The 25,379-nt window shown below is 68.2% G+C and carries 24 protein-coding genes and 1 pseudogene; 21 read left to right on the forward strand and 4 right to left on the reverse strand.

The genetic code is table 11. From position 1 onward, the window contains the following. The first annotated feature begins 76 nt into the window (after positions 1–76). From ABCR94_RS11935 to ABCR94_RS11960, 6 genes are all read left to right on the forward strand, one after another. On the forward strand, positions 77–2,470 hold the full coding sequence (locus ABCR94_RS11935) for a bifunctional salicylyl-CoA 5-hydroxylase/oxidoreductase (protein WP_347119230.1): 2,394 nt from the start codon (positions 77–79) through the stop codon (positions 2,468–2,470). A 12-nt stretch (positions 2,471–2,482) separates the two neighbouring features. After that, positions 2,483–3,520: a carbon-nitrogen hydrolase family protein gene (locus ABCR94_RS11940; protein WP_347119231.1), complete on the forward strand. Its 1,038-nt coding sequence runs from the start codon at positions 2,483–2,485 to the stop codon at positions 3,518–3,520. Next, positions 3,517–4,629 carry a cupin domain-containing protein gene (locus tag ABCR94_RS11945; RefSeq protein WP_347119232.1) on the forward strand — a complete coding sequence of 371 codons (1,113 nt, stop codon included), beginning with the start codon at positions 3,517–3,519 and terminating at the stop codon, positions 4,627–4,629. The genes ABCR94_RS11940 and ABCR94_RS11945 overlap by 4 nt, the downstream gene beginning before the upstream one ends. 171 nt (positions 4,630–4,800) lie before the next feature. Next, positions 4,801–5,709, forward strand: a complete 909-nt coding sequence (locus tag ABCR94_RS11950) for a fumarylacetoacetate hydrolase family protein (protein ID WP_347119233.1) — start codon at positions 4,801–4,803, stop codon at positions 5,707–5,709. An 83-nt stretch (positions 5,710–5,792) separates the two neighbouring features. Next, a complete protein-coding gene (locus tag ABCR94_RS11955; RefSeq protein ID WP_521976945.1) occupies positions 5,793–6,515 on the forward strand; it encodes a maleate cis-trans isomerase family protein in 723 nt (240 codons plus the stop codon). Positions 6,516–6,623: 108 nt separating this feature from the next. Further along, positions 6,624–7,457 carry a PaaX family transcriptional regulator gene (locus ABCR94_RS11960; RefSeq protein ID WP_347119235.1) on the forward strand — a complete coding sequence of 278 codons (834 nt, stop codon included), beginning with the start codon at positions 6,624–6,626 and terminating at the stop codon, positions 7,455–7,457. 90 nt (positions 7,458–7,547) lie between these two features. Here ABCR94_RS11960 and ABCR94_RS11965 read toward each other — a convergent pair whose 3' ends face one another. Next, positions 7,548–8,240 carry an alpha/beta fold hydrolase gene (locus ABCR94_RS11965; RefSeq protein ID WP_347119236.1) on the reverse strand — a complete coding sequence of 231 codons (693 nt, stop codon included), beginning with the start codon at positions 8,238–8,240 and terminating at the stop codon, positions 7,548–7,550. A gap of 440 nt (positions 8,241–8,680) precedes the next feature. Here ABCR94_RS11965 and ABCR94_RS11970 point away from each other — a divergent pair, with 440 nt between their 5' ends. From ABCR94_RS11970 to ABCR94_RS11985, 4 genes are read left to right on the forward strand one after another with little or no spacing between them, the layout of a single operon-like run. Continuing rightward, the gene (locus tag ABCR94_RS11970) at positions 8,681–9,628 is read left to right on the forward strand and encodes an ABC transporter permease (RefSeq protein ID WP_347119237.1); all 948 of its coding nucleotides are present in this window, start codon (positions 8,681–8,683) and stop codon (positions 9,626–9,628) included. Next, complete coding sequence (locus tag ABCR94_RS11975; RefSeq protein WP_347119238.1) at positions 9,625–11,556, forward strand: dipeptide/oligopeptide/nickel ABC transporter permease/ATP-binding protein; 1,932 nt, start codon at positions 9,625–9,627, stop codon at positions 11,554–11,556. The genes ABCR94_RS11970 and ABCR94_RS11975 overlap by 4 nt, the downstream gene beginning before the upstream one ends. Then, positions 11,553–12,638, forward strand: a complete 1,086-nt coding sequence (locus ABCR94_RS11980) for an ABC transporter ATP-binding protein (RefSeq protein WP_347119239.1) — start codon at positions 11,553–11,555, stop codon at positions 12,636–12,638. Before ABCR94_RS11975 ends, ABCR94_RS11980 begins: the two co-directional genes overlap by 4 nt. Continuing rightward, complete coding sequence (locus ABCR94_RS11985; RefSeq protein ID WP_347119240.1) at positions 12,620–14,179, forward strand: ABC transporter substrate-binding protein; 1,560 nt, start codon at positions 12,620–12,622, stop codon at positions 14,177–14,179. The genes ABCR94_RS11980 and ABCR94_RS11985 overlap by 19 nt, the downstream gene beginning before the upstream one ends. Before the next feature lie 99 nt (positions 14,180–14,278). On the opposite strand, the gene ABCR94_RS11990 is transcribed toward ABCR94_RS11985, so the two are convergent. Then, positions 14,279–15,046, reverse strand: coding sequence for an NADP-dependent oxidoreductase (locus ABCR94_RS11990; protein WP_347119241.1), 768 nt, complete (start codon positions 15,044–15,046; stop codon positions 14,279–14,281). 83 nt (positions 15,047–15,129) lie between these two features. On the opposite strand from ABCR94_RS11990, the pseudogene ABCR94_RS11995 reads away from it, so the two are divergent. Continuing rightward, positions 15,130–16,005, forward strand: a pseudogene (locus ABCR94_RS11995) (RHS repeat-associated core domain-containing protein); the annotation flags it as partial. A 346-nt stretch (positions 16,006–16,351) separates the two neighbouring features. Next, positions 16,352–16,774 carry a hypothetical protein gene (locus tag ABCR94_RS12000; RefSeq protein WP_347119242.1) on the forward strand — a complete coding sequence of 141 codons (423 nt, stop codon included), beginning with the start codon at positions 16,352–16,354 and terminating at the stop codon, positions 16,772–16,774. Between the two features lie 134 nt (positions 16,775–16,908). On the opposite strand, the gene ABCR94_RS12005 is transcribed toward ABCR94_RS12000, so the two are convergent. Next, a protein-coding gene (locus ABCR94_RS12005) for an IS5 family transposase (protein WP_521976805.1) occupies positions 16,909–17,783 on the reverse strand; the annotation gives its coding sequence in 2 pieces (ribosomal slippage) (positions 16,909–17,393 and positions 17,393–17,783; 876 coding nt in all). A 254-nt stretch (positions 17,784–18,037) separates the two neighbouring features. Between ABCR94_RS12005 and ABCR94_RS12010 the strand changes: the two genes are divergently transcribed. Both ABCR94_RS12010 and ABCR94_RS12015 read left to right on the forward strand, forming a co-directional pair. After that, positions 18,038–18,166 carry a hypothetical protein gene (locus ABCR94_RS12010; protein WP_347119243.1) on the forward strand — a complete coding sequence of 43 codons (129 nt, stop codon included), beginning with the start codon at positions 18,038–18,040 and terminating at the stop codon, positions 18,164–18,166. Between the two features lie 167 nt (positions 18,167–18,333). Continuing rightward, positions 18,334–19,341: a DUF6528 family protein gene (locus ABCR94_RS12015; RefSeq protein ID WP_347119244.1), complete on the forward strand. Its 1,008-nt coding sequence runs from the start codon at positions 18,334–18,336 to the stop codon at positions 19,339–19,341. 156 nt (positions 19,342–19,497) lie between these two features. Here the strand turns inward: ABCR94_RS12015 and ABCR94_RS12020 are convergent, their stop codons facing one another. Next, the gene (locus ABCR94_RS12020; RefSeq protein ID WP_347119245.1) at positions 19,498–19,887 is read right to left on the reverse strand and encodes a hypothetical protein; all 390 of its coding nucleotides are present in this window, start codon (positions 19,885–19,887) and stop codon (positions 19,498–19,500) included. A gap of 135 nt (positions 19,888–20,022) precedes the next feature. Here ABCR94_RS12020 and ABCR94_RS12025 point away from each other — a divergent pair, with 135 nt between their 5' ends. The 7 genes from ABCR94_RS12025 to ABCR94_RS12055 all read left to right on the forward strand — a co-directional run bounded on the left by ABCR94_RS12025 (position 20,023) and on the right by ABCR94_RS12055 (position 25,328). Beyond that, entirely contained in the window at positions 20,023–20,754 is a 732-nt protein-coding gene (locus ABCR94_RS12025) for a class I SAM-dependent methyltransferase (RefSeq protein ID WP_347119246.1), read from the forward strand. 24 nt (positions 20,755–20,778) lie between these two features. Next, complete coding sequence (locus ABCR94_RS12030; protein ID WP_521976808.1) at positions 20,779–20,985, forward strand: hypothetical protein; 207 nt, start codon at positions 20,779–20,781, stop codon at positions 20,983–20,985. 86 nt (positions 20,986–21,071) lie between these two features. Then, complete coding sequence (locus tag ABCR94_RS12035) at positions 21,072–21,263, forward strand: DUF6381 family protein (protein ID WP_347119247.1); 192 nt, start codon at positions 21,072–21,074, stop codon at positions 21,261–21,263. Between the two features lie 84 nt (positions 21,264–21,347). Next, positions 21,348–21,524 (forward strand): hypothetical protein, encoded by a 177-nt coding sequence (locus tag ABCR94_RS12040; protein ID WP_347119248.1) that lies wholly within the window; start codon positions 21,348–21,350, stop codon positions 21,522–21,524. Positions 21,525–21,669: 145 nt separating this feature from the next. After that, entirely contained in the window at positions 21,670–22,221 is a 552-nt protein-coding gene (locus tag ABCR94_RS12045; RefSeq protein ID WP_347119249.1) for a 2Fe-2S iron-sulfur cluster-binding protein, read from the forward strand. Continuing rightward, a complete protein-coding gene (locus ABCR94_RS12050) occupies positions 22,218–23,204 on the forward strand; it encodes an FAD binding domain-containing protein (protein ID WP_347119250.1) in 987 nt (328 codons plus the stop codon). Before ABCR94_RS12045 ends, ABCR94_RS12050 begins: the two co-directional genes overlap by 4 nt. A 9-nt stretch (positions 23,205–23,213) precedes the next feature. Further along, positions 23,214–25,328, forward strand: a complete 2,115-nt coding sequence (locus ABCR94_RS12055; RefSeq protein WP_347119251.1) for a xanthine dehydrogenase family protein molybdopterin-binding subunit — start codon at positions 23,214–23,216, stop codon at positions 25,326–25,328. The last annotated feature ends 51 nt before the right edge of the window (positions 25,329–25,379 follow it).

Below are 25,379 nucleotides of genomic sequence, written 5' to 3' on the forward strand. Positions count from 1 at the left end.
GTGAGAAATGTAGCGCATTCTTGACGGTCGTCGAAATGACGGCATATCGTTTGCTCGGAACCACAAGGAGGACGCAGTGCGCGTAGCAGTTATCGGAGGAGGGCCTGGAGGGCTGTATTTCGCGGCCCTGGCCAAGCAGCTCTCCCCGCGATGGGACATCACCGTCTGGGAACGCAATGCGCCCGACGACACCTTCGGCTTCGGTGTCGTCTTCTCCGACGAGACGCTCGACGGCATCGCGCAGGCCGACCCCGAGATATTCGACGCGATGTCGGAGGACTTCGCCCGGTGGAGCGACATCGACGTCCGCTACAAGGGTCAGGTGCTCACCTCGGGAGGTCACGGCTTCGCGGCCCTGGGGCGCAAGCGGCTGTTGCAGATCCTTCAGGAACGCTGTGCCGCACTGGGCGTGGACGTTCGCTACCGCACGCAGGCCCCCCCGGTCGAGGAACTCTCCGCCCGGTACGACCTGGTCGTCGCCGGTGACGGCGTGCGGTCGGCCACCCGCGCCACGTACGCGGACACCTTCGGACCCGACCTCGACGAGCGGAACTGCCGCTACATGTGGCTCGGCACCGACAAGGTCTTCGAAGCCTTCAACTTCATCGTTGCCGAACGGGACTTCGGCACCCTGCAAGTCCACGCCTACCCTTACGACGACACGCGCTCCACGTTCATCGTCGAGATCGACGAAGCGTCCTGGCGCCGTGCCGGCTTCGACACGTTCGCCGCCCGTGAGCACCCCGCCGGGACCAGCGACGAGGACAGTATCCGGCTGTGCGAGGACATACTCGCCGAACACCTCGACGGCCACCGCCTCATCCCCAACAACTCCAGGTGGATCCGCTTCACCACGGTGCGCAACAGGACGTGGCAGCACGGCAATGTCGTACTGCTCGGGGACGCCGCCCACACCGCTCACTTCTCCATCGGTTCCGGCACCAAGCTGGCGATGGAAGACTCACTCGCTCTGGCCGCCTGCCTTCATGAGCACCCCGACGTCCCTACCGCGCTCGCCGCGTACGAGAGCGAACGCAAGCCGGTCGTCGAATCCACCCAGCGCGCGGCCCAGGCGAGCCTCGAATGGTTCGAGAACGTCGGGCGCTACACCGGCCAGCAGCCGTACCAGTTCGCCTTCAACCTGCTGACCCGCAGCCGCCGCGTCACATGCGACAACCTGCGGGTCCGCGACGAGGAGTTCACCGCCGCCGTCGGCCGCAGCCATGCTGCACATGACACCTCAGGCGTTGCTCTGCCCGGGGAGGCCGACGCCCCGCCGATGCTGCGCCCGTTCTGCCTGGGCGGACTGCGACTGCGTAACCGCGTTGTCGTGCCACCCACCGCCCTGTACACCGCGCGCGACGGTGTACCCGGAGACTTCGAACTCGTCCACCTCAGCACCCAGGCTCTGGGCGGATCCGGCCTGGTCTTCGCCGGCATGACGGCCGTCAGCCCCGACGGCCGTGCCACCACCGGCTGCCCCGGCCTGTACACCGACGAGCAGGAAGCGGCCTGGCGGCGAATCACCGACTTTGTCCACCGTCAGGCAGAAACCTGTCTGGGTATCCAACTCACCCATGCCGGACGGCGCGGCGCCACGCACACACCGCGGCTCGACGGCAGCACTGTCCCCCTGGACGAGGGGGCCTGGCCACTGCTCGCCGCTTCACCGCTGGCCTGGAACGAGCACAGTGCGGTGCCGCGAGAAGCCACCCGGCAGGACATGGACGTCATCACACGCGACTTCGTGGCCGCGGCGGAACGCGCCCACAAAGCCGGCTTCGACGCGCTTGAACTTCAGTACGGTCACGGCCACTTGATGTCCGGGTTCCTTTCGCCACTGACCAACCAGCGCACCGACTCCTATGGCGGCAGCCTCGCCGGACGCCTGCGCTTCCCCCTGGAAGTGCTACGCGCGGTACGCACTGTCTGGCCCGCGGGCAAAGCTCTCGTCGTTCGCGTCTCCGCCGCAGACTGGGCCGAGGGCGGCACCACCGAGGCGGACGCCGTCGACATCGCCCGCGCTGTCGCCGACGCCGGCGCCGACGCAGTGGACGTATCCACCGGAGAGGTCGTGGCCCATCAACGGCCTCGATACGGTCGCAGCTATCAGACGCCGTACGCGGACCTGATCCGCAACGCCACCGGAGTGCCCACCATCGCGGTGGGTGCCATCTCGACGTATGACGATGTGAACTCGATCATTCTGGCCGGCCGGGCCGACCTGTGTGCCGTCGGCCGCGCCCAGCTGCACGATCCCCTGTGGACCCTGCACGCTGCGGCCGCCCAGGGATACGCGGGCCCGGCGGCTCCTTGGCCGCGTTCTTGGAAGGCGGGCAGCGGACGCCCTCCTGGGGCGCGAACGGACCGCATCCCGCCCCGGCTCCAGCTGCTCCGGCAACCCACTGCGCCCGTGCACCAGCGTTGGCTCGCACCCATCGAAGCTGCCGCTGTTCCGACGGCTCGCTGATCAGGAGGACTGATGGAGAATTTGCCCCGCTTCACCGCTGCGGCAGTCCAGGCGGCGCCCGTCTATCTGGACTCTGCCGCGACCGTCGACAAGGCGATCGGCCTCATTGCCGAGGCCGCTGCCGGCGGCGCCGAACTCGTCGTGTTTCCCGAGGTCTTCGTTCCCGGTTATCCGTACTGGAACTGGACCATGAACCCGGTGCAGGGCTCCCCGTGGTTCGAGCGTCTTTACCGCTCGTCGATCGATGTACCCGGCCCACACGTGGACGCACTGCGCGCGGCAGCCCGCCGGCACGGCGTCGTCCTTGTGATCGGTGTCAATGAGCGCGGTCCGCACAGCCTGGGCGTCCTCTACAACACACTCCTGACCATCGGGCCGGATGGGGAACTTCTGGGTGTACACCGCAAGTTGGTACCCACCTGGGCCGAGAAGCTGACCTGGACCGGGGGAGACGGTAGCTCTCTGCGGGTCCACTCCACCCCGGTCGGCCCGCTCGGTGTGCTCGCCTGCGGTGAGAACACCAACACCCTCGCTCGCTTCACACTGCTGGCACAGGGCGAACTGGTACATGCCTCCTGCTACATCGCTCTGCCGGTCGCTCCTGCGGACTACGACATGGCGGACGCCATCGCGGTGCGTACCGCTGCGCACAGCTTTGAGGGCAAGGTCTTCTCCGTTGTGGCCTGCTCGACGGTCTCTCCGGAGATCATCGACACCATCGCGGGCGACGACGAGGAGCTACGTCGCACGCTCGCCCGTCCACGCAGCGCCCTGTCCGGGATTTTCGGGCCCGACGGCCGGCCGGTCACCGAACCCCTGATCGACGACGAGGGCATCGTCTACGCCGAAATCGACCTGTCCAAGTGCATCCAGCCCAAACAGATGCACGACATCGTCGGTCACTACAACCGGTTCGACGTCTTCCAGCTCCACGTCGACAACCGCCCCCGAACTCCCGTGACCTTCGCGACCGATCCAGCGCACTCCACGGTACCCACCACCGCACCCCTTCCGACCGAAACCACCGGCATCAAGACGGAGGAAGCATGAGCTCGGAGCAGGACGACACCATGCTGGGACGGGCCCGCGTGTCCGACACCCCCGAACTCACGAAGTACTACGGGGAACTCGCGGAGCTCCAGGCGGGTGCGCTGTGGACCGTCGCCAACGACATCGAACCGTGGTACCCGCAGCCCAAGTCCGTTCCGGTCCTATGGCGCTACGACGAACTGCGGCCCCTGGTCCACAAGGCGCTCGACCTGGTCAAGGCCGACGACGCCGGCCGACGTGTCGTCATGCTCGTCAACCCCGGCCGCAAGGACGTCAGCGCCGCCGCCGGACTCCTCTACACCGGGCTGCAGATCATGGGCCCCGGCGAGGCCATGACCGCTCACCGCCATCAGGCCGCCGCCCTGCGGTTCGTGCATGAGGGCACGGGCGCCTGGACGATCGTAGACGGACAGAAGCTGCGGGTGGGTCCCGGTGACTTCGCCATCACACCCAACGGCACCTGGCACGAGCACGGGAACGAGTCCGACGACGCACCGGTCATCTGGCAGGACGGCCTCGATATCCCTCTGGTCAACGCACTGGACGCAGGCTTCTACGAGGTCCACCCCGACCTCCACCAGGTACCGGGAGAAGCGATCAATTCCTCCGTCCTCACCTACGGTGCGAACCTGCTGCCCCACGGAGTCGAGAAGTGGGCTCGCCCGTACTCGCCGCTGCTCGCCTTCCCGTGGGGGCCGACGTACGAAGCCCTGCGCAACCTTGCCAAGGTCACCGAGGGATCTCCGTACGACGGAGTGATCGCGGAATACATCAACCCCCTCACCGGCAGCTCGGTCATGCCGACCATGAGCGCTCATATGCAGCTCCTTCGGCCCGGTCAGGCCACCCGTGCACACCGTCACACCGGCTCGGTCATCTATACCGCTGCCAAGGGGCACGGCGTCTCGGTGATCGCCGGGCGGCGCTTCGAGTGGAAGCAAGGTGACATCTTCTGCGTCCCGTCGTGGGCGTGGCACGAACACGAGAACCTCGACCAGTCCGAGGACGCCTGCCTCTTCTCCTTCAACGACTTCCCCGTGATGCACTCGCTCGCCTTCCACCGCGAAGAGGCATACGGGGACAACGGTGGGCGCCAGCCCACCGCGTGAACCGCGGCGCCGTGCCGCAACCGCCGGCCCTGACACCGGTACCGGCACGGCGCCGCACCAAGCCGGGGGAGGTCAATCCGCCCCGTACCAACCCCGGAGCGGGGTGGCCCGCTGCTGAGACCTGGGCTTCGGGCCACCCCACCCCTCCCGCTCCACCCACAAGGAGAACCGATGCGACTCGTGACATACACCCGCAACGACGGACCGCACCTCCTCGGTGCCCAGGTCGACGACGACCACATCGTCGACCTCACCACCCTGGCGGATCGGGCCGGCACACAACTACCACTCGACCTGCTGGCTTTGATCCGGGCCGGCGCCCCCGCCCAGGACGCCGCACGGCGCCTGCTGGACAGCGACCCCGCGGGCTGGCCGGCCGAGGCCGTTCACCGGACCAGTGACGTGTGCCTGTGCGCCCCCTTTCGCCCCGGCAAGATCATCGGCGTGGGGCTGAACTACGTTGAGCACGTCGAAGAATCCAGCCGCAGCCTCGACACCGACAAGGAACTGCCCCCTCGCCCTGTCCTCTTCAGCAAGCCCGCGACCGCCGTCACCGGCCCCGGGCAGCCGATCCTGCACAACGCGGACCTGACCGCCCAGCTGGACTGGGAGTGCGAACTCGCCGTCGTGATCGGACGCACCGCCTACAAGGTGAGCGAGGACGACGCGTTCGCGTATGTCTTCGGCTACAGCATCGTCAATGACATCAGCGCTCGCGACCAGCGCCGCTCCGGCCAGTGGTTCTTCTCCAAGGGCCAGGACTCGTACGCCCCCTTCGGCCCGGCGGTCGTCACGTCGGACGACGTACCCGACCCGATGGGCCTGGACCTGTCCCTGCGCGTCAACGGTGTGACCAAGCAGAAGTCGAACACCCGCCACATGCTGTTCCCCATTGCCCGCCTCATCGCGGACATCTCCTCGGGCGTGACCCTGGAGCCCGGCGACGTTATCGCCACAGGCTCTCCTTCCGGCGTCGGCGCCGGCATGGTCCCGCCGGAGTTCCTCACCCCCGGTGACACGGTCGAAGCCACCGTCGAAGGCATCGGCACGCTGTCCAACCCCGTGGTCGACGCCCGCTGACCACCACCCACCCGTACGAAGGACCGCCTGTGTCGCAATCCACCTTTCGCATCGGCCAGATCGTGCCGAGCTCCAACGTCACCATGGAAACCGAAGTCCCGGCCATCCTGCGCGCCCGCGAGACCGTCGCGCCGGAACGCTTCACCTTCCACTCCAGCCGCATGCGCATGACCCATGTCACGCCGGAACAGCTCAAGGCCATGGACGCCGACTCCGACCGGTGCGCCGTGGAACTCTCCGATGCCCACGTCGACGTACTGGGCTACGCCTGCCTGGTGGCCATCATGAGCATGGGACTCGGGTACCACCGCACCGCCGAGGAGCGCCTGCACACCCGGACCGTGGACAACGGTGCTCCCGCGCCCGTCGTCACCAGTGCGGGAGCCCTGGTCCAGGGTCTGCACACCCTCGGCGCGAAGAAGGTCGCCCTGATCGCCCCGTACATGCGTCCGCTCACCAGGACCGTCGTGGACTACCTCACCCACGAGGGCATCGAAGTCCTCGACTACACGGCGCTGGAGATCCCCAACAACCTCGACGTCGCTGCCCACGACCCGCGCAAGCTGCCCGGCTTCGCTCGCGCCCTGGACCACAGCGACGCCGACGCCGTCGTGCTCTCGGCCTGCGTACAGATGCCCTCCCTGGGTGCCATCGAGGAAGCTGAGCAGCTTCTGGGCAAGCCCGTGGTGTCGGCGGCGGTCTGCACGGCGCACCAGCTGCTGCGGGCACTCGACCTCCCGGCAGTGGCCCCCGGAGCTGGTCATCTGCTGTCCGGCGCCTATGCGGATGCGCCGCTCGCCCGTTAGCGGGCAGGCCCGCCGCGTACGTACCCGTCGCCGACGTGATCTGGACCCAGGCGGAGCATCGCCCGCTCCGCTGGATAAGATCGCGACCGCACACGACGGAAGGCGATCATGTCGGACAGCCCCACACGGCCCAGCTCGTTGATCAACACGGTCTACGGAGCGTTCCTGCGCCGCCTCGGCGGGTGGACCTCCATCGCCCACCTGATCACCCTGATGTCCGAGCTGGACGTGGAGAGCCCCGCGGTGCGTTCGGCAATCTCGCGGCTGAAGAAGAAGGGGATCCTGGAGCCCGAGAGGCAGGGAGCCACCGGCTATCGGCTGAGCCCCGCCGTCTATGACATCTTCGACGAGGGCGACCGGCGCATCTTCGGCAGCCTCGAACCCGCGGACCTGAACGACGGCTGGGCGATGGCCGTCTTCTCCGTGCCGGAGTCCGAGCGTTCCTACCGCTACCAGCTGCGCACCCGGCTGACCTGGCTGGGTTTCGGGAACATCGCTCCGGGCGTGTGGCTGGCACCGGGCCGGCTCCTGGCCGACGCACGCGGCACACTCGCTCGTCTCGGACTCAGCGAGTACGTGCATCTCTTCGCCGCTGACTACGCCGCATTCAGCGATCTGCGCACCAACGTCATCTCTTGGTGGGACTTTCCGGCGATCCAGACGCAGTACGCCGAGTTCACCCAGGCCTATGCCCCCATCGCCAAACGGATGGCGCGGCGCAGTGCCATCGACAGCACCGAAGCGTTCCGCATCTACGTACCGATGCTCACGCAGTGGCGCCGGTTGCCCTACCTCGACCCCGGACTGCCCTCCGAACTACTCCCCGCCGACTGGAACGCGGTCGAGGCGCGCAAGGTGTTCCAGAAGCTGCACGACGTTCTCGCCGCACCGAGCCTGGAACACGTACAGAAGATCACTGGCCTTGGGGAGCAATCTCAATGAGCGGGCGAATCCACTTGGCTGCCTGCTCATTTGTCCTTAGCACGTGTAACTGATTGCTCGCGATCGCGCCACGGATCGCGACGCGCAATGCTAGAGCCAGTCTTCCAACGACCCTATGAAGCCGTCCAGGTCGTCGCGGTGGATACAGTGTCCGGTGCCGGCCACGACAGTGATGTCGAACCCGCGCTCGCGCAGCAGTTCAGCCGTCGAGGAGTCGATCGTCAGGCTCGGGTCGGCAAGCTGCACCAGCGAGGGGACGGCGGGGCTTGCAGGCAGGTAGGCCCTGTCGAACGTGGCAACGCTCTCCAGGAACGCCGGGTCGAAGAGGGAGAACCCGGCTACCTCTGCCGCCGTGTCCGCCTCGGACCAGCGTGGATTCGCTGTCCGGACCGACTCCGGCGTGGCCTGCTCGACCATGGCGCGCATGAAGTCGAGCGCTTCCGGGGAGAGGCCGCCGAGGCGGAACCCAGGGTCGCTGTAGACGGCGCGCTTCGGTTTCAGCCGCTCAGCGGCAAGGGCCAGTGACAGGCCGCCCAGAGAGTGCCCGATCGCGATGTCCGCTCCCGCCGGCAAGGTTTCAACCAAGTCGTCCGCCAGTAGATCCGTACGGTACGCCCCTCTGCCGCTCAGCCCATGGCCTCGTAGATCGGGGGCGATCACGTGGTAGCCGCGGTCCACCAGCCGGCCCTCCACCGCGTGCCACGTGCGATGGTCTGCCATCCCGCCGTGGATCAGTAGAGCGACCTTGTCGCCGCTGCCTCGCTCATGAACGTTGAGTTTCATGGAGTACCCCCTAGACGACCTGAACTAACACGTGTAATCAGTGTCTCTATGTGGATGCGCCAAGGCAAGGGGGTTCGCGGTCGAAGGTTTCAGTTACTCAATATTTATCGAACTAATCTGGCGGCCGTGAATCATGCGCGATACCTTCCGCCGGAAGGCCCCTCTCGGTCGGCATCCCCCGAACGGCATGGTGGACGCAAGCGGGGCCATGTCTGAATCCCGAGCCGAGCGACGGCCGGTCGATGGGTCAGGCGCGATCCGCCTGCCGCCCCATCGGCTCGCCGGTGAGTTTCGGATTGTCATCCTCCGTGATTCATGGGGCGCATCGCGGGCGGGCATCGCATCTGCGCCAAGCGCCTGCCCCTCGCCTCGGATGCCCAAGTGTGTGTCCGGGAAACCCTGAACGAACGATCAGTTGCAAGACTCCCGATGAGGTGAGCATGGCAATTATCCGGCTGGTGGTACGACGGTTGCTGTCGTCAACACCGCTGCTGTTTCTCGTATCCGCCCTGACCTTCGTGCTGGTGTCTCTCGTGCCCGGTGACCCAGCCCGCACGATCGTCGGCCAGCACGCAACAGTGGACCAATACAACGCGGTGCGACTCCAGTTGGGCCTGGATGAGCCCCTGCCCATCCAGTACTGGGACTGGCTGGTCGGCGTCTTTCACGGCGACCTCGGCTCTTCACTCTTCAGCGGGGAGCCGGTGACGTCGGTGCTCAACAGCCGTCTTCCGGTGTCGCTTTCCCTGATCGTTGCGGGCACCATTCTGTCCGGCATCCTGGGCGTGTCGCTGGGGCTGCTCACTGCCCGGCGGGGTGGCTTCCTCGTCAAGGTGGTGGACGGACTTTCCCTCGTCGGCCTTGCGGTTCCGGCGTTCTGGTTCGCACTCGTACTGATCGCGATCTGGTCCGTGAAGCTGCGCTGGTTCCCGGTAACGGGGTACGTGCCCTTCTCCGAGGACCCGGCACAGTGGGGGCGTTCGCTGGTGCTGCCCGTCGTGTCCCTTTCCCTGGGCGCCGTAGCGATGATCGCCAAACAGACCCGTGACTCGGTACTGGACACCCTCGGCCGGGACTTCATCCGGGTGATGCAGGCCAACGGCTTCTCACAACGATCGATTCTCTACCGGCACGTGCTGCGAAACGCCGCCCTGCCGGTCGTGACCGTGCTGGGCGTGGTGCTGATCAGTCTGCTGGCCACCGGTGTCTTCGTGGAGACGGTGTTCGCGATGCCCGGCCTCGGACTCCTGACCCAGCAGGCCACCATCCAGCACGACATCCCTGTCATCCAGGGAGCCGTGCTGTACATCACCGTGCTGGTGGTGCTCGTCAACCTGCTCGTTGACCTCGCCTACCGCCAACTCGACCCCCGGGTGCGTGCCTCATGAAACAGTCGAAGAAGGCCGCGTCGGCCGGCAAGGCGGTTGCTGGTCCCGGCCTCGTGCGTCGCGTACTGCGACGCCCTGCCGGGGCGCTCTCGGTCGGATGGCTGGTGCTGCTGACCGTCGCCACCATCGGCGCGTCCCTGATCGCCCCGAACGGGCCGCTCGACCAGGATCTGGGCCATGTGCTGGCCGGCCCATCGGCGGACCATCTCCTGGGCACCGACAATCTGGGACGCGACCTGCTGAGCCGGCTCCTGTTCGGCGGCCGTTCCACTCTGCTGGCCGTGGGCGAGGCACTCGCCGTCTACCTACTCATCGGTGTCACCCTGGGATTGGCCTCGGGGTTTCTGGGCGGCTGGGTGGACTGGTTGACAACCCGAGCCGCAGATCTGCTGTTCGCTCTGCCGGGCATCATCATCGTCCTCGTCGTGCTGTCGGTGTTCCCGGGCAATCTGCACGCCGCCATGATCACCTTCGGCGTCCTCGGCAGCCCGGGAATGATCCGGGTGTTGCGGTCGCAGACGCTCAGCGTGCGGGAGGAGTTGTACGTCGCCGCAGCCAGGGTTGCCGGCCTGACGAACACCCAGATCCTGCAGCGCCACATCCTTCCGCGGATGACCAGCATGGTCATCGTCCAGGCAGCGCTGTTCGCGGCGATCGTCGTCATCATCCAGGCGGGACTCGGTTTCCTCGGCCTGGGGGCTCAGCCCCCCAATCCGTCCTGGGGCGGATTGGTCGCGGACGCCTCGCAAGCCATCGACCGTGCGCCATGGATGCTCGTTCCCGCAGGGGTCCCGCTGGTCATCACCGTGATGGCCCTCGGAAAGTTGGGTGACGCGATCCGTGACGCTGCCATCGAGCGCTGGTCGGTCTCCAGGATGTCCGGTCACCAAGTCGCACCTCCCGCAAGGGTGGAGACCGGTACTTCTACGACCAACGTCCCTGCGGATCCTGCTCCGAAAGCGCTCCTGTCGGTGCGGAACCTGTCGATCGAGATCGCCGGAACACCGGTCGTGCAGGGCGTCAGCTTCGACGTCCGCGCAGGAGAAACGCTCGGAGTGGTAGGCGAGTCGGGCTGCGGAAAGTCAGTAACCTCGCTCGGCATCCTCGGCCTCGTACCGGGCGGCGGCAGGATCACCGGCGGACGCGTGGTGTTCGACGGCGTCGACCTGGCGGACTCTCCCGCCGCCCTCACCCGGATGCGGGGGTCCGGCATGGCGTACGTCTCCCAGGAACCCATGGTGGCCCTCGACCCGACGTACACGGTCGGCCAGCAGCTTTCCGAGGCCGTCACGCGACACCACCGTTGCAAGAGCCGCACCGCGCGCGCCCGCGTGAGTGAACTCCTGAAGATGGTCAACATCCCGAACCCGGATGTGGTCTCGAAGCGATACCCGCACCAGCTCTCCGGCGGAATGGCACAGCGGGTGGCGATCGCCCTGGCCCTTGCCGGCAACCCCAAGCTGCTGATCGCCGACGAACCGACGACCGCTCTGGATGTGACCGTCCAGGCCGAGATCCTCACCCTGTTGCGGACGCTCCAGGCCGATACCGGAATGGCCGTGCTGATCGTCACCCACGACTGGGGAGTGGTCGCCGATGTGTGCCACCGGTCCGTGGTCATGTACGCGGGCCAGATCGTCGAACAGGCAGAGGTCGAGGCGATGTTCACCCGCCCCTACCACCCCTACACCGCGGGCCTCCTGGCCGCCAATCCCCACCTGGCGGGGGACGGACAATCTCTGCCGACCATCTCCGGCACCGTGCCCGCGCCCCGAGACTGGCCGTCCGGCTGCCGCTTCGCAGCCCGCTGCACGCTGGCCACCGACGTGTGCACGAGCGAGCCGGTCGCCCTCACACAGCCGGCGCCGGACCGCCTCACCCGGTGTATCCATTCCCAGCAGCTCCTCGTGGAAGGCGCGAGCACATGAATAGGCCCCCCGTCCTCGACATCCGGGATCTGACCGTCGAATTCCGCCAGGGCCGCCGCGTTCCGCCCCTGCGTGCTGTGGACGGAGTCTCGCTGAGCATCGCTGCAGGCGAGACGCTCGGCCTCGTCGGTGAATCCGGATCGGGAAAATCCACCATCGGCCGCGCAGTCCTCGGACTCAGCCCCGTCCACGCCGGCCAGATCCACTTCGAGGGCACCGACATCACCCGCGCCCGGCCCCGCATCCGGCGGGACCTCAGCGCACGACTCCAGGTGGTGTTCCAGGATCCGTACTCGTCCCTCAACCCCGCCCGCACCATCGGCCAGACCTTGGCAGAACCCTTGCTCGTCCACGAACAACTCGATCACCGGCGGACTGCTACCCGCATTGGCGACATGCTGGAACGGGTCGGCATGCCTGCCGACACCGCTGACCGGTACCCCGGCCAGTTCTCCGGCGGCCAGCGCCAGCGCATCGCCATAGCTCGCGCCCTCATGCTCAAGCCGAGCCTGGTCATCTGCGACGAACCGGTCAGCGCACTGGACCTGTCCATCCAGGCCCAGGTGATGAACCTGCTGGCCGAGCTGCAGAGCGAACTCGCCCTCAGCTACCTCTTCATCGCCCACGACCTCCCCGTGGTGCGCCACCTCTCGCACCGCATCGTCGTCCTCTATCGCGGCCAGGTCATGGAATCCGGGCCCGCGAAATCCGTGTACGCCGACCCGGTCCACCCCTACACCCGCGCGTTGCTCGCAGCGGTACCGGAACCCGATCCGCGTGCTCAGCGCGCCCGCAGGGCCGCACGGAGCGCGACCCTGCCCACGGCCTCGCCCGCAGTGGGCGGATGCGTCTTCGCCCACCGCTGCCTGCTCGCCATCGACACGTGTCACCGCGACCGGCCGCCGTTGCTGCCCCTCGCAGAGCGAGGCGGAGACGCCGCCACGTCCCAGCGTCTTGTCGCCTGCCATCGATCCGCAGAACTGGACCCGCTGACCGTCACACAACAACACCAGCCGCAAGACGACCTGCCCACCGCCGTGGGCTCCACAGCTAAGGAAGCGCCATGTTCAGCAAGCGAATAGTCCGTGGGCTGGCGACACTGGCCGTACTCACCGTCTCCGCCAGTGCGTGCACGGGATCTGAATCAGGCTCCTCGTCCGGGTCGGCCGGCGGGCAGGGGGGCACGCTCACCGTCGTGTCCCAGGGCGCACCCGCGAGCCTTGACCCGGCAAAGGCCAACGTCGGATCCGACAACTGGTTCGTCAACCTCACGTACGACACGGTCCTGAGACAGGACAAGCGCGGAAAGACCGGCCCTGGGCTCGCCACGAAATGGGGATACGTCGGTACCGGCAACAAGGAGTTCGAGTTCACACTGCGCAGTGGGCTGAAGTTCGCGGACGGCAGCCCGCTGGATGCCAAAGCGGTGGCGGCTTCGCTGAACTACAGTCGGAAGAACGGCCTCAACGTCTCCTGGACATCGGCCATCGATTCGGTCAAGGCGACCGGCCCATTGACTGTCCGCATCCACTGCTCCAGCCCCAACCCCATACTTCCCCAGCTCCTGAACCAGCTGCTGATGGTGGGGTCGGTGATCAGCCCCAAGGGACTGGCCAGTCCGAAGCAGATGGGGACGAAGTCCTTCGGCGCGGGTCCGTACGTCCTGGACACCGCGAGCACGGCTTCCGGGGATCACTACACGTACAAGCCCAACCCCCACTACTGGGACAAGAAGAAGATTCACTGGAAGAAGGTGGTCATCAAGATTGTTTCAAACCCCAACTCCGGTCTCCAGGCGGTCAAGACCGGGCAGGCGGACGCGATGGCCATCACAGCCAATCAGGCGGACACCGCCAAGGCCGGTGGACTCAAAGTGATCGGGTCACCGAACGTGTTTCTCGGGGTCAACCTCGCCGACCGGGGCGGAACGCTGGCCAAGCCACTGAAGGATGTCCGTGTCCGTCAGGCTCTCAACTACGCCGTGGACCGTGATGCCATCACCAAGGCAGTGGTCCAGAAGTACGGCCACTCCACCAGCCAGATATCGCTCCCCGGCCTCGACGGGTTCGCTGCCGACTACGACAACCGCTACCCCTACGACCCGTCAAAGGCCAAGAAACTGCTTGCCGAGGCCGGATATCCCGATGGCTTCCCCCTGAAGGTGGAGACCCAGGGATTCTTCGGCATCGATCTCGTCACCCAGGCGGTCGTCCAGCAGTGGAAGAAGATCGGCATCACCGCCGACGTCACGACCGACACCACGGTCGGCCAGTGGCTTACCAACGCCACCTCCAAGAAGTACCCCGCCCTCGGCTTCGGCTACGGCGGTGCCGCCAGCTACGCCCTCTCCCTGGACTGGATGCTGCCGCACGCCACCGCCTTCAACCCGTTCGCTTCGTCGGATCCCAAGCTGAGCTCCATGCTTGCCGCCGCAGCGGCCGCTGACCAGGACAAGCAGCCGGCCCTCTACCAGAACGTCATGCGGTACGTCGTCGACGAGGCGTGGTTCGTCTCAGTGATGCGTATGGACGGGCTCTACGCCTTCAACAGCAAGAAGCTGACCGGCTTCGACACCGCCCCCAGCTACCTTCCCGAACTCGCCTGGACCGTGGCACCCAAGTAGGACACGAGGCACTGCAGTGTCCAGCGGTGGGCCGGAGCCCACTCCGGCCCACCGCCTCCCTGTCCCTCTGTCTTGCCTCAGGAGCCTTCAAATGATCATTCACACGGCTCGCGCTTGACGAGCACCTCCCACTCCCCGCCGGTGCGCCTCAGCCAGGTCCGCCAGCGCGAAGGACCGGGCGATGGGCAGGTCCAGGTCGCCGCGGTCGGCGAGGTCGGCGAGGTTGGCGACCGCGGCCACCGTCTCGGCCGCGCGGGTGTCGAACATCATCGTGATGCCGTACTGCTTGGCCAGCGGCGGGCTGGCCAGAGTCACGATCCGGCCCTTGTCGCCGGTCACGGCGATCGAAGTGGTGATCGCTTCCTCGGAGCCGCTCAGATCGAGGGAGGCGTCCACCCCCTGCGGGGCCAGCTCCCGCACACGCTCCACGAGGCCCTCGCCGTAGGTGACGGGGGTGGCGCCGAGGGAACGTACGTAGTCGTGGTTGTCGTCGCTTGCGGTGCCGATGACGGTGGCTCCCCAGGCGCGGGCGAACTGGGCGGCAACCGAGCCGACCCCGCCGGCCGCACCGTGGATCAGCACGGTCTCGCCCGCTGCCACCTCTAGCATCCGCAGCGCGTTGTGCGCCGCCTGGCCGACCGTGCCGATGACCGCTGCCGTCTCCCAGGAGAGTTCCGTCGGCTTCAAGGTCAGGTTCTCGACGGGGACGACGACCTGCTCGGCGTAGGCTGCCAGATCGACGAACCCGATCACCTCATCCCCCACCGCGAAGCCCTCGACTCCGGCGCCGACCTGGTCGCGATGTACCGCTTCTGACCTGTTCGTTTCCTTGATCTCGCGCAGGCCGGCATCCTTCCGATGACGCATCACGTGGAGTGCGTTGTGATCCTTGAGCCCATCAAGAAGGACGTCTGACCTGCAGTTTTGTTGATGCGCATTATGTGCGCAAAGTCGGTCGACTCAACGCCGTCGAAGACACCGTCAACAGCGCGTGTTCACGCCGCGACTACACCTTCGACAAGCGCGCCAGCCGCACCAGCCTCACCACCGCACAAGGCACCTCCGGCGCCGCCTGCCCGGCCACCGGGAGCACCACCCAGTCCCACACCTACGATAGCGCCGACCGGCTCATCGACACGGGATACGCGTACGACGCCTACGGGCGCACCACGGCCGTCCCTGGGCACGGCGCCATCGGCTACTTCGCCAATGACCTCGCGCACCAGCAGACCGCGGACGGCAAGCGCCAGACCTGGCAGCTCGACGCCGGTCTGCGCTTCCGCTCCTGGGAAACCGAAACTGGCAGCGGGAGTGCTTGGACCCGGACCGCGTCCAAGGTGAACCACTACGGCGATGACAGCGACAACCCCCGCTGGATTGTCGAGGACGCCGCCAGCGGGACTCTGACCCGCAACATCGAATCCGCCTCAGGCGACCTCGCCGCTACCACCAGCAAGACCGGCGAGACAGTCCTGCAAATCAGCACCCTCCACGGCGGCATAGCACTTCAGCTCCCGCTGGACACCAGCGAGGCCCCGGTCGCGCTGGACTCGGACGAATACGGCACCCCTCGGTCTGACCAGTCGGCCATTCGCTACAACTGGCTCGGCGCCAAGCAGCGCTCCAGTGAATCCGTCACCGGCCTCACCTTGATGGGCGTCCGCCTCTACAATCCCACCACGGGGCGCTTTCTGTCGGCAGACCCCGTCTACGGAGGCGGCTCCAACGCCTACGGATACCCCGCAGACCCGATCAACCGCTACGACCTCGACGGTCGCGTCTGGGGCTGGGTTGCAAGAGGCGCAAGCTACCTCTGGAAGAATCGCCGTTACGTCAGGAAGGTCTGGCGGGGCGCCAAGCACGTCGTGCGGAACACGCGCGTCAGGTGCCGCAGATACCCGAACACTGGCGGCGGCGGATGTAGCTACCACTGGAAGGGCCATCAGAAGTGGCGCGTTGATGTGCACCGCTTGAAGGGCCGGCGAGGCTACTACCCGTACTATCACCGCCGACCGGGCATCGGACGTCACCGCCCCTGGGACAGGGCGCCCAACAACGGACGCTGGTGGAAACGTTTCTAAAATCATCCCCGAGACCGAGACAGTGACAATCTGAAGGCCGCCTGCCACACGCCAGCCACGTGTGGCAGGCGGCCCAGCATGGAGAACAGACATGAGCGAGATCGTCTTTCCATTGATCTACACGGACGATGAGGGCACCGATCACAGGGTGGCCTCTCTGGAAGAGCTCTCGCTGGTCGCCGAGTTCGTGGACGACAAAGACCCCATTTACGGGTGCAGAGATTCTCTGGGAAGGCGTGTACGCCTCATCGTCTGGGCCCTTGAAGTGCTGGTCATCCAGTTGGTGCCGGACGAATTCGATCCGCACCAACTGGTCGTCTGCAGCTCGAAGGAGGAGCAGTCCGTACTCGTCGAGACCTTCAATAGAATCTCCCTGCGGGCCTTGAGAACGGCTCCTGGGGAAGTAGCAACAACTCTTGATCCTGAAGCGTGGAGTGCATCCGCGAAATCGAGCGTGAGCGCAGGTGAATTCCACGACCTGTGGATGAGGGCAAGGGTGGGAAAGCGCTACTGAGGGCACTGGCCGGCTGAGCAAGTCGAGCCGGGCCGCACGGGCTCACTTCGTCGTCACTCCCGAGGAACCCGTGCGGCCCGGCATGGTCATGACCTGCGGCCGCGCCAAACTAGGGCCTGTTGCGAAAGTGCTGGTCACAGCCACTCATTGATGGCTGCGACGAGGATGGTGGCTTCGTAGCGGACGGCGAGTTTGTCGTATCTCGTGGCGACGGCCCGGTGACGTTTGAGGCGGTTGATCCCGCACTCGACTGCGTGGCGTTCGCGGTAGTCGGCCTTGTCGAACTTCGGCGGTCGGCCGCCACGGGAACCAAGCTTCCTGCGGTTGCGGATCTGGTCCTTCTTCTCCGGGATCGTGCAGCGGATCCCGCGTCTGCGCAGGTAGGCGCGATTCTTCCGGGAGCCGTACGCCTTGTCGGCGCGGACTTTGGCGGGCCGTTTGCGGGGACGCCCCAGCCCCTTGCGGGGTACCCGGATGCGCTCAAGTACCGGTTCGAACTGCGGGGAATCGCCGCGCTGCCCGGCCGTGATCACGATGGACATGGGTTTTTGCCCCTGCTCGACCGCGAGGTGAATCTTGGTGGTCAGCCCACCGCGTGAGCGCCCGAGCCCGTGGTCGTCCGGCTCGGTCTCGACACCTCCGGGCGGCTCCTTCTGGAGATCCCCCTTTTCACCGCACCGGCGGCGTGCTGATGGGCTCGGCACACCGTTGAGTCGACACTCACATCCCAGGTGATCAGGTCCTTCGCGTCGGCCTGGGCCTGCAGTTCGGTGAAGATCCGCTTCCAGGTGCCGTCCCGCTGCCAGCGCCGGAACAGATCGTAGACCCGGTCCCACGGCCCGTACCGCTCGGGCACATCCCGCCACGGCGTGCCGGCCCGGGTCCGCCACCGGATGCCGTTGATCAGCTGCCGCCTGGGCCATATCGGCGGTCGGCCGGACTTACTGCCCTTCGGCAAGAGCGGTTCCAGCCGTACCCACTGTTCGTCTGTCAGATCTCCACGCGCCACACCGTGATCGTTTCACAGTCAAGATCCACTTTCGCAACAGGCCCTAGGGCACGTTGTTCAGTATCCTCATGGGTACCTCCTGGTGAGACGGACAGCGAGCATCCGACTGATGATGGCCGACGCATCGCTCGCGGGGCGCGTAGCAGTCTGCGGGCCGCACCGCGTGTCGCTCAAGTGGCGCGCCCTGCTCAGTTGCCGCGTGGCTGCTCGCCTCTGTCGCCGTCAGCAGAGCTCTGGTCCGGCTGATTCTTGGCGTGCTCGCCGTCCATGCGGCCCGCAAGGCACTTGGCGCGTCGGGCGGATCGCGGTCCGCCGACCGCCTGCGCGCCCACCGCCTCGCGGTGTTGCGCGAGCTGCTCAACGGGTTGAAATCAAAGGGGTGACGGGCGGGCCTCCGTCCTCGTCGAGTACCTGGCGGCCGGGGCCGGAGCTCAGCCGGGGGTGTTTCCCCACGGGGTGAGGGGCCGGTGTCTGCCAAGGTGGCCGGGTGCGCGTCGATCCCGCCTTCACCGGCCGAAGTTCCGCCCCTCCCCTCCGGACCCGTCGGACCGTGCTGCGTGCCGGCGCGGTAGCGCTGGGGGCATCGGTCATAGCGGCCTCCACGGGCCGGGCGCAGGGCGCCACGCGGCGGTGGCCCGGGCGGTTGATCCTGGCGTGCGACCAGGCGTCCCGGTCCGTACTCCTCCTGGACGAGGCGTCCAGGTACTGGAGCGCCCGCGGCTGGGCGCGTCCCGTCGACCTGTCACCCCTGTGGGCGTGGAGCGCCGAGAGCGACCCCCAGGTGGCCGACCTGGACCCGAAGCGGTCCTGGCGCAACGTCAGTGAGGCGAAATCCGTCTCGGCAGGGGGCACCTCGCTGGTGCTGACCTGCGCGTCGGAGGGCCTCGCGGCGGTCGTGCGGGTGGGCACGGGCCGGGTGACCTGGGCCGTCTCGCTGCCCCGGGCGAACCTGCACAGCATGGAGCTCCTGCCCGACGGAAACATCGCCCTGGCCGCGAGCACAGGTGGCTTCGTGCGTGTGTACGCCGCATCCCAGGGCCCGCGCGCCGGTACCTACAGCGAGGTCCTGCTTCCCGGCGCCCACGGACTGCACTGGGACGCCGCCGGTGGGCTGCTGTGGGCGCTGGGTACCAGGGTGCTGATGGCACTCGCTGTGGACGGGCCGGCACGACACCCCCGGCTCACACCGGTGGGCAAGCTCCCGCTGCCGGAGCCCGGCGGCCACGACCTGTCCCCGGTGCCCGGCGCACCGGGGCGGATGTGGCTGTCGACCCGCACCCGGGTGTACCAGTTCTCCGTACGCCGCTCCGCGTTCACCTCGGGCCCGAGGTGGCTGGGTCTCGACCGGCCGTCGATCAAGAGCATCAGCCAGAACCGGCTGACCGGACGAGTCCTCACCGTCAGCCCCGACCCGGCGTCGCCGTGCACCTGGTGCACCTCGCGCATCCAGTTCCACAGTCCCCGACGCACGGCGGAACTCACCGGGTCGAGCCTCTACAAGGCCCGCTGGTGGAACCTGGCGGACGTGCCGGGCCTCGCTCCGGCGGGTGGCTCGTAAGGCGCGTGCGGAGGCGTCACGTCCCCCACACCCGCACTCCGTACCGGTGCTCCGGCTCGCCCCGGCCGCCGGGAATCTCGACGGTGGCCGGTTCGCCGCCGCCGGCGAAACGGAGGGGGTGCGCAGGGACGCGCGCCCCCTCCCGTTCTCCGATACTCAGCGCACGGTGACGGAGAGCACGGGCGAGACCGCGCTGCCACCGACCATCCGCAGGGAGTTGCGGCCCTTGAGGCCGAGCTTGACCCGCAGGTTGTAGGCGGCCTTGCAGTTGGTACGCATCGACACGGGCAGGGACACCCACCGCTTGCCCTGCTTCTGCTGAAGGGTCACACGGGTTCCCGTCTTCAGGTGCTTGCTCGCACCGTGGATACGGAACTGCTGCCAGGCCCGCACACTGCTCACGGTGGCCTTCGCCGTCAGCGTGGGACGCACGGCCGTGGTCGTGGCCGACTGCGGGGTGGCGGTGGCGCCCGCCACCGGGCCCACCAGCAGGGCGGCGGCCGTCAGGCCGACGACCGACACGTACTTCAAGCGGTTGATGGACACTTCCTCAACTCCAGCTCTGGGGTTTCTCGCGCCTCGATGAGGCTGCCACCCTAGGCAAATAGTGATGAAATATTATGTATCGACTCACCAGTATCGACTCACCGGTCGTGCGGACCGGCGACTACCCTGGGCCCGGTGTTCACCTCCCAGGGACCTACCTTCCGCGAACTGACCGTCCAGGCCCTCTCCTCCATCGAGCGCGGCTACGACCTGCTGGCCCCGAAGTTCGACCGCACACCCTTCCGCACCCCGGACCGCTTCCTGGACGAGGTCGAGCGCACACTGCGTCCGCTCGGGCCCTTCGACGCGGGCCTCGATGTCTGCTGTGGGACGGGCGCCGGCGTCCGGGCGCTGGCGCCGCTGTGCCGGGAGCGGGTCACAGGGGTCGACTTCAGTGCGGGGATGCTCGCCACCGCACGCGCGACCCTGGGTGACGAGGGCTCGGACAAACCGGCGGTGGAGTGGGTACGCGCCGACGCGCGCGCCCTGCCGTTCACCGGGGCCTTCGACCTAGCGGTGAGTTTCGGGGCGTTCGGACACTTTCTGCCCGCCGAGCGTCCGGGGCTGTTCGCCGAGGTGCACCGGGCGCTGCGGCCCGGCGGGATGTTCGTCTTCCCCATCGGCGCGCCCCCGCCCTTGGGCACCCCGCTGTACTGGACGCTGCTCGGCTTCGACGCCGTGATGCGGGTGCGCAACCTGCTGTGGCGGCCCACGTTCGTCATGTACTACCGGACCTTCCCGCTTCAGGGCGTACGGGACGACCTGGTCCGGGCCGGTTTCACGGTGGAGCTGCTGCCCCTGGAGGAGTTCGGCCGCCGGCCCGACGGCAGCCCCAAGTGCCGACTGGTGGTGGCCCGGCGGAGCTGACCGCGGTTTCTTCGCCCCAACGCCATGCAGCGACCACGCCGACCCCGTACGCCGCTCGGACATACCGGCCGCCGCCTCGGGGGCGGTATGGAGGTCTTCGTGGACCGGGTCGTACCGACCCTCCAGGAGCGCGGACTGTTCCGGACGGAGTACACCGGCGACACCCTGCGCGAGCACTGCATTCTGCCGCACCCGGCGAACCGGCTGTTCGACACGGCCGGTGCCCGGTGACGGACGGTAGTCGTTCGACGTGCAGGGAAGGCGAAGCCCTGGTTCGCTGATGGGGCCCGCTCTCCCCCAGCGTACGAGGAGTGACCATGAGCGTCGCAGACGAACCCCGTGGCCGAGCGCAGCAGATGCGCGAGAAGGCAAAACAGCTGAGTGACGCCGCGGAGCGCGCCAGCGACCCGCAGGACCGTCAGAGGCTTCAGGAGAAGGCTCGGCGGTTGCAGGACCAGAGCATGCAGGAAGGCTCGGCGGGTGGACAGGACCAGTACTTCCCCGAGTGACACACCCGGCTGTTCGCGGCCGAACGCCTCCCGTCCGCCGAGCGGACCGGGAGGCATTCGGTATGCCGGAGAAGTAACCTCGTTATGGGGCAGGCCTGTTGGAACAGGTCAGCCCGCGAGGGCGCTTCTGACGTCGTCGAGGACGTCCGGCCGGTGATCGGGCTGCGGGAGCTGTTCCAGGCGGACCCTTCGACGACGGCATGGCCCATTTTCTCGGAGTTCAGCTTGGAGAAGTTCGGCACCTTCTTGGCGTCCTGGTAGGCGTTCTCGCCCGCCGCTTTGTCGCCGAGTGCGCCGAAGAAGAGCCATTCGCCGTCGATGGTGTCGAGCTTCTCCAGGCTGACCGGCTCGCTGCGGCCCGCGCTCGCGCCACGGCATCCACGGCACCCGGAGAGGCGCGAGAACCGTGCAGCACACCAGCCCGCAGAGGGTGACCGAGGATGCGAGCCGGTCCACGGTCACCCTGCACGTCAACGGCACCGCACACACCATCGACCTCGATCACCGCACGACCGTCCTCGACGCGCTGCGTGAGCACCTGGGCCTCTTCGGCGCCAAGAAGGGCTGTGACCACGGCCAGTGCGGCGCCTGCACGACCATCGTCGACGGGCGGCGCCAGAACAGCTGCCTGCTGCTGGCCGTCGCGCACGACGGGGCCACGGTCACCACCGTCGAGGGCCTGGCCGACGGCGAACGGCTGCATCCGCTCCAGGAGGCGTTCCTCGCACGCGACGCCCTGCAGTGCGGGTACTGCACCCCCGGCCAGATCTGCTCGGCCGTCGGCGTGCTGGCCGAGGCCGCCGACGGGCACCCCTCGCACGTCACCGCGCCGGACCGGGCGCCAGGACGGCCGGTGGAGCTCACCGGGGACGAGATCAAGGAACGTATGAGCGGCAACCTGTGCCGCTGCGGGGCCTACCCGCATATCGTCGAAGCGGTCGAGGACGTGGCCCGGTGAAACCGTTCGGCTACCTGCGCGCACAGAGCGCCGCCGAGGCGGTCGACGCCTTCGCCGCGCACCCCGCGGCCCGCTATCTCGGCGGCGGCACCAACCTCGTCGACCTGATGAAGCTCGGCGTCGAAACGCCGGGCACGCTCATTGACGTCAGCAGGCTGCCGCTCGGCGAGGTGGAGGACACCGAGGACGGGGGCCTGCGCATCGGCGCGACCGTACGCAACAGCGACCTCGCCGCCCACCCCGCCGTACGTACCCGCTACCCCGCCCTGTCGCAGGCCCTCCTGGCCGGCGCCTCCGGGCAGCTGCGCAACACCGCGACCACCGGCGGGAATCTCCTCCAGCGCACCCGCTGCCCCTACTTCCAGGACACGTCCAAACCCTGCAACAAACGCGAGCCGGGCACCGGCTGCCCGGCCCGCGAGGGCGCCAACCGCGACCACGCGGTCCTCGGCCACTCCGCGCACTGCGTGGCCACCCACCCGTCGGACATGGCGGTGGCCCTCGCGGCGCTCGACGCCACTGTCCGGCTGCTCGGCCCGGACGGCGAACGCGGCGTGCCGCTCACCGACTTCCACCGGCTGCCCGGCGACCGCCCCGAGCAGGACACGGTGATCCGCCCCGGCGAACTCATCACCGCCGTGGAGCTGCCCAAGGCCCCCGCAGGCGCGCACTCCACGTACCGTAAGGCCCGCGACCGGGCCTCCTACGCCTTCGCGCTGGTCTCGGTTGCCGCGCTCCTGGAGGTACGCGGCGGAGTCGTTCAGCGGGCCGCGCTCGCCTTCGGCGGCCTCGCCCACCGGCCCTGGCGCGCCCGCGCCGCCGAGGACGTCCTGCGTGGTGCGCCCGCCACCGAGGACACCTTCGCCCGCGCCGCCGAGGCCGAACTGGCCGCCGCCGAGCCGCTGAGCGAGAACGCGTTCAAGGTGGCGCTGGCCCGCAACCTGGCCACTGCCGTACTGACCGAACTCGCCGCCCGCACCTGAGGACACCTCATGACCCCCGAGATGACCCCCGAGAAACCACCCCTGGGCGCCCCAGTGGTCCGCCGCGAGGGACGCGACAAGGTCACCGGCGCCGCCCGCTACGCGGCCGAACACACCCCGCCGGGCTGCGTGTACGCCTGGCCGGTGCCCGCCACCGTCGCCAGTGGCCGCATCACCGCCGTACACACCGCCGAGGCGCTCGCGCTGCCCGGCGTGCTCGCCGTCCTCACCCACGACAACGCGCCCCGCATCGAGAAGCCCGACGACGCGATCCTCGCCGTACTGCAGAACGACCATGTCCCGCACCGCGGTTGGTACGTCGCCCTGGCCGTCGCCGACACCATCGAAGGGGCCCGCGCCGCCGCGGCGGCCGTCCGCGTCACCTACGAGAGCGCCCCGCACGACGTACGCCTCACCGCGGACCACCCCGGCCTCTTCACCCCGGACGAAGCCACCGGCGACACCGAAGCCGACCGGCACCGCGGCGACTTCGGCGCCGCCTTCGCCTCGGCGCCCGTGCAGGTCGACGTCACGTACACGACGCCCGCGCTGCACAACCACCCGATGGAGCCGCACGCCTCGACCGCGCACTGGGACGACGGGCACCTCACCGTGCACGACTCCAGCCAGGGCGCCACCCTGGTGCGCGACACTCTCGCCGCACTGTTCGCCCTCGAACCCGAGCAGGTCACCGTCATCTCCGAGCACGTCGGCGGCGGATTCGGCGCCAAGGGCACGCCCCGCCCGCAGGTCGTCCTGGCCGCCATGGCGTCCCGGCACACCGGCCGACCCGTCAAGCTCTCCCTGCCCCGTAGGCAGCTCGCGGCGGTCGTCGGCCACCGCGCGCCCACCATCCAGCGGGTCAGGCTCGGCGCGGGCGCGGACGGCGTCATCACCGCCGTCGGCCACGACGCGGTCACCCAGACCTCCAAGGTCAAGGAGTTCGTCGAGACGGCGGCTCTCGTCTCCCGCGTCATGTACGCGACCCCGAACAGCAGCACCACCCACCGGCTCACCGCCCTTGACGTGCCCAGCCCCTCCTGGATGCGAGCCCCCGGCGAGGCGTCCGGGATGTACGCCCTGGAGTCGGCCATGGACGAACTGGCCGTCGCCACCGGCCTGGACCCCATCGAACTGAGGCTGCGCAACGAGCCGTCGACCGAGCCCGACAGCGGCCTGCTCTTCAGCAGCCGGCATCTGACCGAATGCCTGGCGGACGGCGCGCGGCGCTTCGGCTGGCACGAGCGGGACCCGCGTCCGGGCGTCCGCCGCGAGGGCGCGCTGCTCCTGGGCACCGGGGTCGCCGCGGCCACCTATCCGACGCTCACCTCGCCCTCCAGTGCCTCGGCGCACGCCGCCGCCGACGGCACGTACCGCATCCAGGTCAACGCGACGGACATCGGCACCGGCGCCCGTACCGTGCTCGCACAGATCGCCGCCGACGTGCTGGCCGCGCCGCTGGACGCCGTACACGTCGACATCGGCAACAGCGACCTGCCGAGGGCCCCGCTGGCCGGCGGCTCATCGGGCACCGCGTCCTGGGGCTGGGCGGTGCACAAGGCGTGCACGGCCCTCAACGGGCGCCTGCGCGAGCACCGGGGCGCGCTGCCGCCCGAGGGCATCTCCGTGTCCGTCCGTACCGAGCAGGAGGCGAAGGCGGAATCCCCCTTCGCCCGGCACGCGTTCGGCGCGCACTTCGCCGAGGTCCAGGTCGACACGGTCACCGGGGAGGTCCGCGTACGCCGGCTGCTCGGTGTGTACGCCGCGGGCCGCATCCTCAACTCCCGCACCGCGCGCTCCCAGTTCATCGGGAGCATGGTCATGGGCCTGGGGATGGCGCTGACCGAAGGCAGCACCATGGACGCGGCGTTCGGGGACTACACCGAGAGCGACCTCGCCGCGTACCACGTCCCGGCGCACGCCGACGTCCCGAAGGTCGAGGCGTACTGGATCGACGAGGACGACCCGCACATCAACCCGATGGGCAGCAAGGGCATCGGCGAGATCGGCATCGTCGGCACACCGGCGGCGATCGGCAACGCCGTCCACCACGCCACCGGCGTCCGGTTCCGCGACCTTCCCCTCACCCCGGACAAGATCCTGACCGGGATGGCCGCCCGCTGACCCGCTGACCCGCTGACCCGCTGACCCGCGCCGCCCGCGACCGGGCACCGC

It is taken from the genome of Streptomyces changchenzhani (genome assembly GCF_039766235.1).
Lineage (GTDB): Bacteria > Actinomycetota > Actinomycetes > Streptomycetales > Streptomycetaceae > Streptomyces.